Below are 14,480 nucleotides of genomic sequence, written 5' to 3'. Positions count from 1 at the left end.
GTCAGTAGGCGATCGCGCCGGCCTGGCCCGACTTCGCGGCGGCCAGGAACGCCTGCCACTCCGCGCGGGACAGCACGAGCGTGCCCTGGTCGGCGTGGCCGCCGTGGCGCAGCTCCACCCGGCCCGCCTCGATGCGCCACTCCACGCGGTCGTTCCCGGTCGCGAAGCTGCTGGAACGCCAGGCCATGTCCACGTCGTCCACCCTCGGGGTCGTCGGTGATCGTGCGTGGTCGACGCTAGGGGCGACCCGGGACCGCGGGCCGCGGTCTTGACGCCGCGTTGACGTCCGCCGGACCGACGTTGACGTCGCGGAACGGGCCCGTGTTGCCGGGGGGCGTCCGCCCTCTGCGGGCATGTGGGCCCGCCCCGCCGTCGCGAGAGGTACACCAGGCATGTCCGGGTGCCGCCGAACCTGCATGGTGTGCCCCTCGCGACCGAGCCGGCCGGCTGGGCCGCCCGACGATGTGGCGTTCCTGGCGTCCAGTGCCGGCCGTGACGCTCTCCTGTCACGCGGTCGCGGCGGAGGCGGGCACCCCCGGGTGCTCGACCCGGTCCGCCATCCACGGCAGCACGAGCTGGAACGCGGTCGTCGCGAACTGCCACGAGTGCCGCCCCGGCTGCGTCGCCACGGTGCACGCGATCGCCCGCGTCTGCGCCTGGGCACAGAGCTGCCGGGCGGCCGGGAGCTCCTGGCCGGTCGCTCCCCCACCACCGCGGCCGCCGATGCCCGACGTTCCCGACGGCGGGTGGAACGACCCGGGCGGACGCCCGCCGGGCCGGGCGCCGGGCGGTCGCTGCCCGCCGCCGTGGTAGCCGCCGAACCCGCCGCCGCCGTCGGACGAGTCGTCGAACCAACCGGCCGTGTCCGCGTAGGGCGCGTGGGCGGCGAGGACGGTCGCCGGGTCGAACGCGGCCCAGGCCGCGGCGTTCCCGCCGTAGAGCCGGTCGATCGTCTGCTGCTTCGTCCCGACCTCCGGGCCGGCGTCGCCCGCGATGTCGTCGAAGGAGTCGAACAGCTCCGGGTGCATGACGGCGAGGTCGACCGCGCACGTCCCGCCCATCGACCAGCCGACGACGCCCCACGCCCGCGGGTCGGACGAGACGCCGAAGGAGCGCTCGACGTCCGGGACCACGTCCTTCGTCAGGTGCGTGGCGGCGTTGCCGCGCGGCCCGTCGACACACTCGGTGTCGTTGTTGAACGTCCCGCCGGCGTCGGCGAACACGAGGACGGGCGCCAGCCCTCCGTGGGCGGCGGCGTACGCGTCGGCGGTCTGCACGGCGTTCCCGACCCGGATCCAGTCGGCCGGGGTGTTGAACTCCCCGCCAATCATCATGATCGCCGGCAGCACGGGCCGGGGTCCGGACGCGAACCAGGCGGGCGGGAGCCAGACGTCCTCGTCGCGGTGGGCGAACCCGCTCGCCGTCGACGGGACGGACACCTCCACGAGGGCGCCGGTGGCGCGGGCGTGCCCGATCATCCCCGGCAGCGCCGAGGCGTCCACCTGGTCGGGCAACGGCCCGGCGTCGAGCTCGGACCAACCCTCCTGCACCGTCGTCACGTAGCCGACCCACTGGTTGAGGACCAGGGCCACGCACACCACCGCCAGCGGCACCACCAGCACCGACAGCCCGCGGCGCCACCACGGCGACGGGCCCCAGGCGACGACGACGGCCACCACCGCCGCGACCGTGAGCCCCACCCACACCCAGAGCAGGGCCGGTGCCGGGTCCGAGGCGAGGCCGCTCCCGGCGAACGCGGCCAGTGCGGCGAGGGCGCCGGCGACCCCGAGCACGACGACGGCGGCCAGCCGGAGCCACCGGTACCGGACCCGTCGCCGGGACACCACCAGGGGCACGAGGACGGCGAGCAACGCGACGAGCACGATCGCCTGCACCGTCCACGGCAGCCAGCCGTCGAGCAGGGACAGGCCACGCTGGTATCCCACGCCCGCAGCGTGCGGCCCGACCACGTGATCACGTCCAGAGCCGGCTGTGCGTGGGCTGTGCGTCAGCCGCCGTCGACCTCCTCCTCGATCCGGCTGAGCACGACCGTCCCGACGACGATCGCGATCACGCCCACGGCGAGCCCGAGCAGCCGGACGTCGACCGCGAGGCGCTCCCCGAACACCGTCAGCCCCCAGACCACGGCGACGACGGGGTTGGCGAGGGTGATGCCCGGCTGGGCCCAGAGCAGGTCGTGGGCCTGCAGCGCCTGCTGGAGGAACAGGAAGGACACGGTCCCGCCGACGAGCACCCCGTAGGTCTGCCACGCCGAGAGCACCCCGGACAGCCCGTCGGCGTAGGCCGGGGCGAGCCCCGCGAGCAGGGCGGCGTTGAAGCCGTAGGTCACGCCGGCGGCCGTGCCGAACCACAGCGCGCGCTCCCGGCCCCGTCCGGCCCGCCCCAGCACCGTCAGGACGACGAGGACGACCACGACGACGGCGGTACCGATCAACCAGGCCGCCGTCGAGGCGCTCTGCGGCCCACCCCCCTGCGGACGCAGGCACGCGAGGAACACGACGACCCCGCCCGCCATCGCGGCGACCGCGAGCCACGCCCGCCGGCCCAGCGGCGCGCCGAGCAGCAGCGCGCCCAGCAGGAGCGTGAACGGGAGCTCGACGACGAGGACCGGCTGCACGACCGTGATGAGCGTCAGGGTCAGGGCCACCGCCTGGAGCAGGAACCCGACGAAGTGGGCGGCGATGCCCGCGGTCCAGGCGGGTCGGCGCAGCAGCGCGAGGAGTCCCCGCCGCCATCCCGACGTCGGGTCGTGACGGCGGGACGCGGCTCGCTGCAGCACCGAGCCGGCGGCGTTGCAGGCCGCCGCCGCCACGGCCACCAGCACCCCGGCGAGCAGCATTCCGGTGATGTGCCCACGGCGGGTGCGCCCTAAAGGTGGCGGTCGCGACCCCTACTGCTCACAGGGCGCGAGCCACAGACCCCGCCGGGCCTGTTCGGCGCGGTCCTCCGCGGCGCGCACGGCCGGCATCCGCTCCGGTGGGGCGTCGGCGGCGTAGGCGCGGACGGTCCCGGCCTCGGCGGCGAGCACCGCGTAGTCGTCCTGCGGGAGCGACACCCAGGCCAGCGCCCGGGAGAAGCGGTCGGACCGGCCGTCGCCGGTCAGCGTCACGGCCTTCCCGGCGAGCGTCTTGCGGGCGAACTGCAGGGCCTGCCCCGCGTAGCAGCGGTCCGGCGGCTGCACCCCGAGCGCCCGCACCCGCAGGGTCCGGCCGCCCTCGAGCCGGACGTCGATGGTCACCGGGTCGGCCACCGCGAGGACGGTGGCGGGTTCACCGGCGGCGAGCAGTTCCGGTGCGGCGGCGGGCGAGACGGTCGGCGGCGCGGGCGCCGCGACGGGCGAGGTGGGCGTGACCGGGACCGCCCCGGACACCACCCCGACCCCACCGAGCAGCGCGGCGAAGCACGCCGTCGCGAGGAGCAGGCGCGGTGCCGTCCCGGTCGTCACGCGCGCCAGTGTGACGCACCGTGAAATTCCGCCTGCAACCGGTCACCTTGTGTAGCTCCGGACACCTTTCACCGGCAGCCGTCGCACCCCGAGCACCCCCCGGGGGTAGGGCTGCAGGTCCCCCATCGCGTCACGCGCCGGCGACAGCGCGTCGTATCGAGTGGTCAGCTCCTCCAGGGCGACGCGGGCCTCCAGCCGGGCCAACGGCGCCCCGAGGCAGAAGTGCACGCCGTGACCGAACGCCGTCTGCGCTGCTCCTCCGGCGTCAGCGCCGCGGGCTCCGTGCCGCTGCCCCCCGATCCCCCGGTCCGGGACGAACGCCTCGGGGTCGGCGAAGGCGCTCTCGTCGTGGTTGGCCGAGAGCATCCAGGCGAGGACGAAGCGCTCGGCGGGAATCGTCGTGCCCGCGATCCCGACCGCCTCGGTGGTCACGCGCGCCGTCGCGGTGAACGGGCTGCGCAGCCGCAGCACCTCCTCGACCGCGGCCGGGATCGTCGTCGGGTCCGCTCGCAGCCCCTCCCACACGCCCGGGTGTTCGGCGAAGGTCCGGACGGCGTTGCCGAGCAGCACCGTCGTCGTGATGTGCCCGGCCAGCAGGAGCAGCAGCGAGAAGTTCGCGGCCTCCTCGTCGTCGAGCCCCGCCGCGACCAGCGCGGAGACCAGGTCGTCGGTCGACGCCGCCCGCCGCTCCTGCACGCGGGCGGTGAGGTACGCGGCGATGTCGGCCATCGCCGCGGCGACGCGCTCGCCCAGCGCCGGGTCGGTCGGGTCGTCGACCTGCATCGAGAACAGGCGGTCGGCCCACGCGCGGAAGAGCGGGTGGTCGGCCTCGGGCAGGCCGAGCATCTCCGCGATCACGGTGACCGGCAGCGGGAACGCGAGGGCGTCGACCAGGTCGAACGACCTGTCGTCGGGAAGGGCGTCGAGCAGCCGGCGGGTGATCTCGCGGATCCGCGGCTCGAGGTCGGCGACGCGCCGGGGGGTGAAGGCGGTCGAGACGACGGAGCGCAGCCGACGGTGCTCGGGCGGGTCGATCTGGGTGAGCATCCCCCGCGAGACGGACGCGGTCGCCGGAGCGAGCCGGCCCTTGTCCGACGAGAAGCGGGCGGGGTCGCGCAGGACCGTGAGGACGTCCTGCCGGCGGAACACGTGGTACATGCCGTACCGGTCGCGCCAGACGGGGTGCTCGGCGCGCATGGTCGCGAGCCAGGCCACCAGGGCGGGTTCGTCGGTGGAGTCGGGGGCGACGGCGTCGGCCGGGGCCATCTCGGTCGTGGTCATGGTTCCTCCGTAGACCCGCCGGCCCTGCCCGGGAAGAGGGTGCGGCCCCCCGGTTCCCCCGGCATGATCGCGACCCATGACGAGGACGGTGCGGTTCTCCGAGCTGGGTGATCCGTCGGTGCTGCGCCTCGAGGAGGTGCCCGATCCCGAACCCGCGCCGGGCGAGCTCGTCGTCGACGTCGCGGCGATCGGGCTGAACCGGGCCGAGTCGATGTTCCGGCGCGGCACCTACATCGAGCAGGCGAGGTTGCCCGCGGGTCTCGGCTACGAGTGCAGCGGGACGGTGTCGGCGGTGGGCGCCCCCGGGCGCTTCGCCGTCGGCGACCGCGTCAGCGTCGTGCCGGGGTTCTCGATGAACGACTACTCGGTGTACGCCGAGCGGGCCCTGGTGCCGGCGCGGGCCGTCGTGCCGCTGCCGGAGAGCACCTCCTGGGTCGACGGCGCCGCGGTGTGGATGCCGTTCCTCGTGGGCTACGGCGGGCTCGTCGAGACCGGCGGGCTGAAGGCCGGGGACCACGTCCTCATCACCGCCGCGACCTCCAGCGTGGGGCTCGCGGCGATGGCCGTGGCACGCCGCGTCGGGGCGATCCCGATCGCGACGTCGCGCTCGTCGTCCAAGGCCCCGCAGCTCCTCGACGCGGGTGCCGCGCACGTCGTCGCGACCGGCGAGGAGGACCTGGTCGAGCGGGTCCTCGCGATCACCGGCGGCCACGGCGTCGAGCACGTCTTCGACGCCGTCGCCGGGCCGGGCGTCGCCGACCTCTGCCGCGCGACGGCGCCCGGGGGCATCGTGACGATCCACGGCCTGCTCTCCGGGCAGCCGACGATCTTTCCCGCCGAGACGTTGCCGGATCTCTGGATGCGCAGCTATACCCTCTTCGCGATGACGCACGACGAGGAGCGACTGCGCCGCGCGGGCGAGTTCGTGGGCGCGGGACTGCGCTCCGGCGACTTCGCGCCGCAGGTCGACCGGGTGTTCGCCGGTCTGGACTCGATCGTGGAGGCGCACGAGTACCTGGAGTCGAACGCCCAGGTCGGGAAGATCGTGGTGACCCCCTGATGAGCATCTCCGGTGATTCCGGCGTCCCCGACGAGGCCGTGCACTGGTTCTGCGCGCACGTCCCCGACATCTCGGGCGACCTGCTGTTCGAGCGGATCACGGGGGGTCGGTCGAACCTGACCTACCGGGTGACCGACGAGGACGGCACCACGTGGGCGCTGCGGCGTCCCCCGCTCGGAGGGGTGCTCGAGACCGCGCACGACATGGGCCGCGAGTGGCGGTTCCTGTCCGCCCTCGCCCCGACCGACGTCCCGGTGCCGCCGCCGGTGGCGTTCTGCGACGACCGCGACGTCGCCGGCGTCGACTTCTACGTCATGGACTTCGCGCCGGGGCGCGTGCTGAACAGCGTGTCCGACGCCGCGTGGGTGACCTCCGACGACGTCAAGCGCCGGATCGGCGAGTCGACGATGGACGTCCTCGCGGCGCTGCACGCCGTGGAGCCGGCGGAGGTCGGGCTCGACGACCTCGCCCGGCCCGGCAACTTCGTCGAACGCCAGCTCAAGCGCTGGCACCGTCAGGCCCACCAGTCCGCCGTCGAGGACCTGGCGGCCATCGATCGCGCCCATCAGGCCCTGTCCGAGCGCGTCCCCGAGCCGCCCGCCAACCGCATCGCGCACGGCGACTTCCGCTCCGGGAACATCTCCTACCTCGACGACGGGTCCGCCGCCGCGGTCTTCGACTGGGAGCTCGCCACCATCGGCGACCCCTACTGCGACCTGGGGCACATCCTCGTCTCGTGGTCGCAGCCCGGCGACGAGGTCCCGGCCGCGCTGCCCAACCCGACGGAGCTCGGCGGCTTCCCCACCCGGGAGGACCTGATCGCCCGCTACGAGCAGGCGACGGGGGCGAAGCTGCCGGACATCGACTTCTACATCGCCTTCGCCCGCTGGCGCGCGGCCTGCATCCACGCGGGGGTGTGGACCCGCTACCAGGCCGGCGACATGGGCGATGCCGCGGACGCCGACGAGGTCACCGGACCCGAGGCCATCGTGGCGCAGGCGGAGTCGGCGCTGGCGCAGCTGGGGCTCTGACCGCCCCCGGGCGCCGGCGCGGCCGGGCTCCGAGCGCCCCCTGCGCCGCTGCGCCGCCCCCTGGCCGCGATCACCCACCGCTCCCGGTGGACACACGATCGGACGAGTCCGGACGAAGCGCCGCTGTGGTGCACGGATCGGGGTCGGGGCGGATCTACACGGTCCGCGCGGGATGGCAAGTGCCCGAAGGGACGCAGATCCGCCGCCGTCCCGTCCAGCATCGCGGCGATGCCATTCCGCTCGAGATCCGCTTACACGAACAATGCACGGAACTCGATGCTCCGATGGAGTGGTCGGCGCCCGTTTCCTGACGTAACGACAAGTTCACCGGTCGCGCCGTCTCTCGAAACCTCGCAATTGCTTGATGAGATCCATCGGGTCACTGCGAGGATGGGGGAGACAGTTGGTGCTCGCCGACCGTTTCGACCACGAAATCAACGTCGTCCGGGCGGGCCGCTATCACGGCTGGCGCGGAGACTTCTGGCCCCCGGCGCATTCCTATTCGGTGATCCCACTCGATCTCGGGCCCGCGGCGCAGGAGGTCGTCGCGGAACTCGGACCGCACCTGCTGACCGGGCTCGCGGATCTCCGCGACGCGGTGGAGGACCAGTGGACGGCCGTGCGCGGAGGCGAGGACCCGGGCCGCACCCGGTTCCCGCGTCCCGCTCCGGCGGCGGAGGCCATGCGCCGGATCGCCGCGCTCATGCCGCCCGGACCCGACCGCACCGCGCTCGAGATTCGGGCTCGCGCCCTGCTCGAGGGCTACTCCGACGAGGACCTCCAGGCCCTCGTCGGGATCGAGGAGGACGTCGTCGTCGTCGCGGGCCGGATCGCGACGTGGATCGGCAAGGAGAACACCGGCCTCCCGACGGCCTTCGCGGCGGTGCGCGAGCCCGAGCAGCAGCAGCAGGTGACCGCAGCCCTCGCGACCCTGGACGCGGTCCGGGCCTACGTGCGCGACCTGCACCCGGACCTGGAACTCTCCCCCGTTCCCGCCTTCGTCGCCTGCCGACTGTTCTTCATGGCCGGAGAAGGCGAGCGCCACCCCAAGCACATCGCCTATTTCCTTCCCGAGGACGAGGGGATCAAGCGCTCGCCGTTCAAGAAGACATACTATTTCGGCAACACCCACCGAGTTCTGCTCGAAACCGTGGGCAGGTCCCTCGCCGAGCGCCACCTCGCCGTCGGACACCTCTTCGACCCCACCGAACCCGGTTCTCGACACATTCCGACACTCGGCGTCCTGGGACACGAGATCGGGCACGGGGTGAGGCGGCCCGGCACGCGGTTCAAGCCGCTCAACGCCGCCGACCGGTGGGCCTCGGTGGTGTTGCAGGAGGTCCTCGCCGACGTCTTCGGCGCGCTCGTGCTCGCCGACGTCTGGGTCCGCGAGCTGGGGGTCGACCAGGACGACGCGATCGCCTACTACCTCGCGGAGTGCCTGCGGTACGCCGACCGCGGGTCGGGCTCCTTCCCCGACAGCGACGGGATGCTCCTGCAGCTGTCCTACCTCGTCGAGGTCGGCGCCCTCGACCTCACCGAGGACGACGGCGTCCGCCTCGCCGGCGAGCCCGGGGCGGTCGTCGCCGGGCTCCGGTCCCTGGCCCGGGTCCTCGCGGACGCGGTCCTCACCGGCACGGCCGAGCCCGCCGTGGCCCTCTGGCGGACCTTCGGGCCCCGGAACGGGGCCCTGGCCCCCCTGGTCGACGCCCTGCGCCCGGGGGCGCTCCCGACCGTGGACTACCTCCAGGAAGCACTCTCGGCCGCCACCCCCACCCGCTGAAGGAGGACCCCGTGAAGCAGGACCTGGACAGCGTGCACGACTACTACTGCGCGCCGCGCACGGAGCGCGAGGACGCCACGGTGTACGAGATATGGGAGTCCGGCGGCGCGTTCAACGACTCGATCACGCCGTCGACCTACGTCCCGGAGTACCGGTCCCACATCGTGCTGAAGCTGCTGTCGGTCACCCCCGACGACGGCTCCGTGTTCTCCATCGGCTGCGGCAACGGGTTCGTGGAGGCGGATCTGATCGCCCACTCCCGTGCCGTGCGGGCCATGGACTGCAACGACGAGGCGGTGCGTCTGACCCGGACCAAGGGGGTGGACGCCTTCTCCGCCGACTTCTTCGAGCTCTCGGCCGACGACGTGGTGGGGACGACCACGCTCTACGCCGACGGTCTGCTCGGGCACCTCTTCGACACGGCCGAGCACGTGCGACCGGCCCTCCAGAAGATCAAGAGCCTCGCGCTCCCGCCCGGGACCCAGCTGGTGTTCTCCAACGACTCCCCGCGCGACGCGACCGCCGCCTTCGCACCGCACGAGCGTGTCGCGAACTTCTGGTTCGTCTCGCGGGACTACCTGGCCGAGGAGCTCGCCGGGGCCGGCTTCGACCCGGTCGAGTCGTACTACTTCCCCTACTTCCGGCCGATCAGCGGGATGCGGAACCGGACGATCTGCATCGCCCGGGTCCCCTGACGTGCCCCTCTCCCCCGCCTTCTCGGCGCGGCTGCTGCCGCTGCTCGACGACCTCGTGCGCACCTACGGCACCCCGTTCCACCTCTACGACGCCGCGGGCATCGTCGCCTCCCACCGGGAGGTGACCGAGGCGTTCGCCGGCGCCGGGCACCGCCAGTACTTCGCCGTGAAGGCCCTGCCCAACCCGGCGGTCCTGGCCCTGCTGCGCGACGCGGGGAGCGGCCTCGACTGCGCGTCGGGGACGGAGCTGCACCTCGCCGAACGCCTGGGCGTCCGCGGGGACGACCTGGTCTTCACGTCGAACAACACCGCCCTGCCCGAGTACCACCAGGCGCTGGCGGCGGGCGCGGCGATCACCTTCGACGACCGACCCTTCGCCGAGCGTCTGGACACCCTGCCGCACACGGTGTCGTTCCGCGTCGCCCCCCACGGGGCGGCCGGCTCCCACCTGATGGGGGACGCGGCCGGCTCGAAGTTCGGGGTGCCGGTCGACGACCTCCCGGCGGCCTACCGGTCGGTCCGGGCGCGGGGCGTCACCTCGTTCGGGCTGCACGGGATGAGCTGCGCCAACGAGTCCTCGGCCGAGCGGGCGGCGCAGGCCGCCGACGACGTCCTCGCCGTGGGGGCCGGGCTGCGCGACCACGGCATCGACCTCGACGTGGTCAACGTGGGCGGCGGCCTCGGCATCCCCTACCGGCCGGGCGAGGAGCCCCTCGACGTCCGGCGCTGGGCCGGGGCCGTGATCGCCTCCCGCGACCGGTGGTTCCCCGACCGGGCGCCGCAGCTGCGCACCGAGCTCGGGCGCATCGTGACGGGGCCGCACGGCGTGCTCGTGACCCGCGTGATCAACCGGAGCCGCAAGCACCGCGAGGTCGTGGGGCTCGACGCCTCCATGTCGGCCCTGATGCGTCCCGCGCTCTACGGCGCCTACCACCACATCACCCTGCCGTCGACCGACGACCGACCGCTCCGCGCCGTCGACGTGGTCGGGGGCCTCTGCGAGAACATGGACAAGTTCGCGGTGAACCGACACCTGCCCGACCCCCGGCCCGGCGACATCGCCCTCGTCCACGACACCGGCGCCCACGGGCACGCCATGGGCTTCACCTACAACGGACGGCTCCGGCCCGCCGAACTCCTCCTGACGGCGGACGGCGACGTCGTCGAGATCCGTCGGGCCGAGACGTTCGACGACTACGTCAGCACGGTGCGCTGGTCGCCCGCGTCCGTCCTCCCGGCGGGTGTGCGGTGACCCCCGTCGACCTCGCCGACCTGCCCGGGGCTCCCCTGGACCGCGCCCGCCTCGACGACGCGTACGCCCGCCGCGACCAGTTGACCCCGGCCGAGGCGGCCGACCTGGCGCCGGTCGTGGAGGCCGGGCTCGTCGACCTCGACGCCGGCCGGCTGCGCGCCGCCTGGCCCGTCGGGGACGACTGGGTGGTCGACACCGGGGTGAAGAAGCTGATCCTGCTCTCCTTCCACCTGCGGTCCAACGTCGTCGCCCGGGGCGGCCCCGCCCGCCCCGTCAGCTACGACAAGGTCCCGCTGAAGTTCGAGCACTGGACCGACGAGGACTTCGCCCGCGCCCGCATCCGGGTGGTCCCCGGTGCCGTCGTGCGCCGGGGCGCCTACCTCGGGCCGGGCGCGGTCCTCATGCCGAGCATGGTCAACATCGGCGCCCACGTCGGGCCGGAGACGATGGTCGACACCTGGGCGACGATCGGGTCCTGCGCCCAGGTGGGCCGCCGGTGCCACATCGCGGGCGGCGCCGGGATCGGCGGCGTGCTCGAGCCCGTCGGCGAGGAGCCGGTCGTGATCGAGGACGACGTCTTCGTCGGCGCCCGCAGCGAGGTCGCCGAGGGGGTGCGGGTGCGGCGCGGCGCCGTCCTGTCGATGGGGGTCTACCTCGGACGCTCCACCCCGATCATCGACCGCGCCACGGGGGAGGTCCACCGCGGTGAGGTGCCACCGGACGCGGTCGTGGTCCCGGGCTCCCGCCTCGACACCGTCGACCCGGGGCTCGCGACGTACGCCGCCGTCATCGTCAAGTACGCGGACGCCGGCACCCGGGCGAAGCTGGACCTCGACGACGTGTTCCGGGCGCCCCGGTGACCGCACCGAGCGCCTTCGCGCGCCTCCGGGCGCTGCTGGCCGACGTCGCTCCCCCCGACGACGTCGTCCCCGTCGCGCTGCACCTCGGGGAGTGCCGGCTCGGGACCCCCGACCACCTGCTGGCCCCGGTGCGCGACCCGGCGGCCTGGACGAGCTACCCGCCCCTGGGCGGCACCGGCCCGCTCGTCGCGGCGTACCGGGACTGGCTCGTGCGGCGGTTCGGCGGGGCGGGCGCGGCCCGGTGCGCCGTCGAGCCCACCCCGGGGACCAAGCAGGCGAGCGCGACGCTCCTGGCCCTCGCGGTCGCGGCGGCCCGGGACCGCGGGGCCGACCGGCCCGCGGTGCTCGTCCCCAACCCCTTCTATCCCACGTACCTCGCGGCCACGGCGGCCGCCGGCGCCCGGGCCGTGCTCTACCCGGCCTCCGGAGTGCCCTCGCTCGCCGCCACCGTCCGGTCGACCCCGGGCCTCGCGGCGGTCGTCGTCTGCCACCCCGGCAGCCCGGGCGGCGAGGTGCACGACCCCGACGTCCTGCGCGCCGTGGCCGCGGCCGCCGCCGAGGTGGGAGCCCTGCTCCTGGTCGACGAGTGCTACGTCGACCTCGCCGCCGTCGACGTCCCCGGGTTCCTGTCGGCGGTCGAGGCCGGACCGGGGCCGTACGCGGTCCTGCACACCCTGTCCAAACGCTCCGGCGCGCCCGGCCTGCGCAGCGGGTTCCTCGCGGGCGACGTCGACACCGTCGCCCGCTACGCGGAGCACAACCGGTCCTGCGGGGTGTCCTCGGCCGCCCCGGTGTGTGCGGCGGCCGCGGCGCTGTGGGCCGACGACGTCCACGTGACGGCGATGCGCGCGGGCCTCGCCCGGGCCTGGGACGTCGCCGACGAGGTCCTCGGGGACCTTCCCGGCTACCGGCGCCCACCGGCGGGGATCTTCCTCTGGCTGCGGCTCCCCGGGACGGCCGACGACCTCGACGTGGCCCGGCGGCTGTGGCGCGACCACGCCGTCACGGTGATGCCGGGGCGGTACCTGACCGCTCCCGGCGACCGGGGGGCCGACCCGGGCGTCGGTCGCGTGCGCCTGACCCTCGCGGTCCCGACCGGCACGCTGCGCCCGGCCCTCGTCGCCCTCCGCGCGGCGGTCGCCGGCGCTCGTGACGTCCGGACGCTCGCCGATCGGGGGGCACGATGAGCGGGCTCGTCGCCTGGGTCGACCATCGGCGCGACCTCACCGCCCACGCCGCGACCGTGGCCGCCATGACGGCCACGGCGGCCCGACGCGGTCCCGACGGCGGGGACTGCTGGATCTCCGCGCAGGCCGCCCTCGGGCGCCGGGAACTCGTCACGACCCCCGGCGGCACCGCCCGCGGACCCGCGGTCGCGGCGACGGGCACGACGCACGTCGTCCTCGCCCACACCGGGCGGCCGGACGACCTCGCCGGGCTGCGCGCCGCGGTCCGCGGCGCCGGCCACGACCGGTCGGGCGGCCCCCTGCGGACCGCCGGCGAGGTGCTGCTCGGCGCGTACCTCGCCTGGGGTCCGGACTTCGTCGACCGTGTCGAGGGCACCTTCGCCGTCGCCGTCTGGGACGGCCGCGACCGACGGCTCACCCTGGTCCGTGACCGGCTCGGCGTCCGCCCGCTCTACTACGCGCCCTACGACGGCGGGGTGCTGTGCGCCTCGGACCCGCACGGCATCCTCGCCAACCCCCTCTTCGAGCCCCGCCTGGACACCGAGCGGCTGCCGTTGCTCCTGCAGCCCCGCCTGGCGCTGCCGGGAGAGACGCCGCTGCTGGGGCTGTCCGAGGTCGGGCCGGGTGAACGCGTGGTCGTCACCGACGCGGGAGTGCGGCGCGACCGGTGGTGGCGCCTGCGCAGCCGCCCGCACGAGCGGACCCGGGAGCAGACCGTCGGCGACGTCCGGGACGTCCTCGACGAGGTCGTCGGCCGCCAGGTCGACGACGCCGCGGGGTACGCCGCCATGCTCTCCGGAGGGGTCGACTCCACCTCGGTGGCCGCCCTCGCCGTGGGGACGCTGCGCCGGGCCGACCCCGGGGCCGCCCTCGACTCGTACTGCGTCGAGTTCGCCAGCGACCCCGAGCACTTCGCCGCCACCGAGCTGCGCCCCGAGGTCGACGCGCCCTACGCGGCCGCAGCGGCGTCCGGGCTCGGGCTCCGCCACCACCGCGTCACCGCGGGCCTCGACGACCTGCTGACGACGATCCCGGCGACCCGGGACGCCCGCGGGCTCCCGGGCTGGGGCCAGTTCGACGCCTCGATGCACCTGCTCTTCGCCCGGATCGCCCGGGACCGCCGCGTCGTGCTCACCGGGGAGGCGGCCGACGAGCTCTTCGCCGGCTACCCCTACTACTTCAAGCCCGGCCTGGTGGAGCGGCCGACGTTCCCCTGGCTCGGCGACGGCCCCCGGCTCGCCGATCTCCTGTCGCCGGAGGTCCGGGCCGTGGTCGACCCCCGGGCCGACGAGGCGGCCCGGTACGACCAGCTCCTCGCGGACGTGCCCCGGCTGCCCGGGGAGGACGCGCTGTCCGCCCGCATGCGCGAGGTGATGTACCTCGGGATGGCGGGCCCGCTGGCGGTGATCCTGGACCGCCAGGAACGCATGAGCGCCCACAACGGCGTGGAGGTGCGGTTCCCCTTCTGCGACCACCGCCTGGTCGAGCTGCTGTGGAACGTCCCGTGGTCGATGAAGGGCACCGGCGAGCTCAAGGGGTTGCTGAAGGACGCCGTGGCCGACGTCGTCCCGGGGTCGAGCCTGCGACGCCGCAAGAGCGCCTACCCGCACGTCCACCACCCCGAGTACGACCGCGGGCTGATCGCGGCGGCCCGGCGCATCGTCGGGAGCCGCGACTCGCCGCTGGGGCCGCTGTTCGACACCGCCCGGGTCAGCTCCCTGCTCGACGAGATCGAGGCCGGCCAGCTCCGGTCCGAGCTCCCCGGGGGCTCGAGCGGACCCCATCTGCTCATCCAGCTCGTCGAGGCCGACGCCTGGATCACCGAGCACCACGTCGCCGTCGCGTGAACGCCCGCCCGACCGAGG

At 74.6% G+C, this 14,480-nt stretch carries 13 protein-coding genes; 8 read left to right on the top strand and 5 right to left on the bottom strand.

Annotation, left to right across the window (positions count from 1 at the left end; genetic code table 11):
* Position 1 precedes the first annotated feature (1 nt).
* The 5 genes from QSK00_RS07615 to QSK00_RS07595 all read right to left on the bottom strand — a co-directional run bounded on the left by QSK00_RS07615 (position 2) and on the right by QSK00_RS07595 (position 4,747).
* Entirely contained in the window at positions 2-202 is a 201-nt protein-coding gene (locus QSK00_RS07615) for a DUF397 domain-containing protein (RefSeq protein ID WP_285589181.1), read from the bottom strand.
* Positions 203-506: 304 nt separating this feature from the next.
* Positions 507-1,946: an alpha/beta hydrolase gene (locus QSK00_RS07610; protein ID WP_285589179.1), complete on the bottom strand. Its 1,440-nt coding sequence runs from the start codon at positions 1,944-1,946 to the stop codon at positions 507-509.
* Between the two features lie 62 nt (positions 1,947-2,008).
* Positions 2,009-2,860 (bottom strand): DMT family transporter, encoded by an 852-nt coding sequence (locus tag QSK00_RS07605; protein WP_285589178.1) that lies wholly within the window; start codon positions 2,858-2,860, stop codon positions 2,009-2,011.
* A gap of 51 nt (positions 2,861-2,911) precedes the next feature.
* On the bottom strand, positions 2,912-3,466 hold the full coding sequence (locus QSK00_RS07600) for a thermonuclease family protein (RefSeq protein ID WP_285589176.1): 555 nt from the start codon (positions 3,464-3,466) through the stop codon (positions 2,912-2,914).
* Between the two features lie 42 nt (positions 3,467-3,508).
* The gene (locus tag QSK00_RS07595) at positions 3,509-4,747 is read right to left on the bottom strand and encodes a cytochrome P450 (protein ID WP_285589175.1); all 1,239 of its coding nucleotides are present in this window, start codon (positions 4,745-4,747) and stop codon (positions 3,509-3,511) included.
* A 76-nt stretch (positions 4,748-4,823) separates the two neighbouring features.
* Here QSK00_RS07595 and QSK00_RS07590 point away from each other — a divergent pair, with 76 nt between their 5' ends.
* From QSK00_RS07590 to asnB, 8 genes are all read left to right on the top strand, one after another.
* The gene (locus tag QSK00_RS07590; RefSeq protein WP_285589173.1) at positions 4,824-5,807 is read left to right on the top strand and encodes a zinc-dependent alcohol dehydrogenase family protein; all 984 of its coding nucleotides are present in this window, start codon (positions 4,824-4,826) and stop codon (positions 5,805-5,807) included.
* Positions 5,807-6,838, top strand: a complete 1,032-nt coding sequence (locus tag QSK00_RS07585; RefSeq protein ID WP_285589170.1) for a phosphotransferase family protein — start codon at positions 5,807-5,809, stop codon at positions 6,836-6,838. The genes QSK00_RS07590 and QSK00_RS07585 overlap by 1 nt, the downstream gene beginning before the upstream one ends.
* Before the next feature lie 364 nt (positions 6,839-7,202).
* Positions 7,203-8,621, top strand: coding sequence for a DUF8614 domain-containing protein (locus QSK00_RS07580; protein WP_502872018.1), 1,419 nt, complete (start codon positions 7,203-7,205; stop codon positions 8,619-8,621).
* A gap of 11 nt (positions 8,622-8,632) precedes the next feature.
* A complete protein-coding gene (locus QSK00_RS07575) occupies positions 8,633-9,316 on the top strand; it encodes a class I SAM-dependent methyltransferase (RefSeq protein ID WP_285589168.1) in 684 nt (227 codons plus the stop codon).
* Position 9,317: 1 nt separating this feature from the next.
* Positions 9,318-10,568: a diaminopimelate decarboxylase gene (locus QSK00_RS07570; RefSeq protein ID WP_285589167.1), complete on the top strand. Its 1,251-nt coding sequence runs from the start codon at positions 9,318-9,320 to the stop codon at positions 10,566-10,568.
* On the top strand, positions 10,565-11,428 hold the full coding sequence (locus QSK00_RS07565; RefSeq protein WP_285589166.1) for a 2,3,4,5-tetrahydropyridine-2,6-dicarboxylate N-succinyltransferase: 864 nt from the start codon (positions 10,565-10,567) through the stop codon (positions 11,426-11,428). Before QSK00_RS07570 ends, QSK00_RS07565 begins: the two co-directional genes overlap by 4 nt.
* On the top strand, positions 11,425-12,615 hold the full coding sequence (locus QSK00_RS07560; protein ID WP_285589160.1) for an aminotransferase class I/II-fold pyridoxal phosphate-dependent enzyme: 1,191 nt from the start codon (positions 11,425-11,427) through the stop codon (positions 12,613-12,615). Before QSK00_RS07565 ends, QSK00_RS07560 begins: the two co-directional genes overlap by 4 nt.
* Positions 12,612-14,462 carry an asparagine synthase (glutamine-hydrolyzing) gene (gene asnB, locus QSK00_RS07555; RefSeq protein ID WP_285589158.1) on the top strand — a complete coding sequence of 617 codons (1,851 nt, stop codon included), beginning with the start codon at positions 12,612-12,614 and terminating at the stop codon, positions 14,460-14,462. The genes QSK00_RS07560 and asnB overlap by 4 nt, the downstream gene beginning before the upstream one ends.
* The last annotated feature ends 18 nt before the right edge of the window (positions 14,463-14,480 follow it).

The sequence above is a fragment of the Actinomycetospora sp. NBRC 106378 genome (assembly GCF_030269685.1).
Lineage (GTDB): Bacteria > Actinomycetota > Actinomycetes > Mycobacteriales > Pseudonocardiaceae > Actinomycetospora.
Note: the sequence above shows the minus strand (reverse complement) of the source record. Positions and strands in the feature narration are given on the sequence as shown.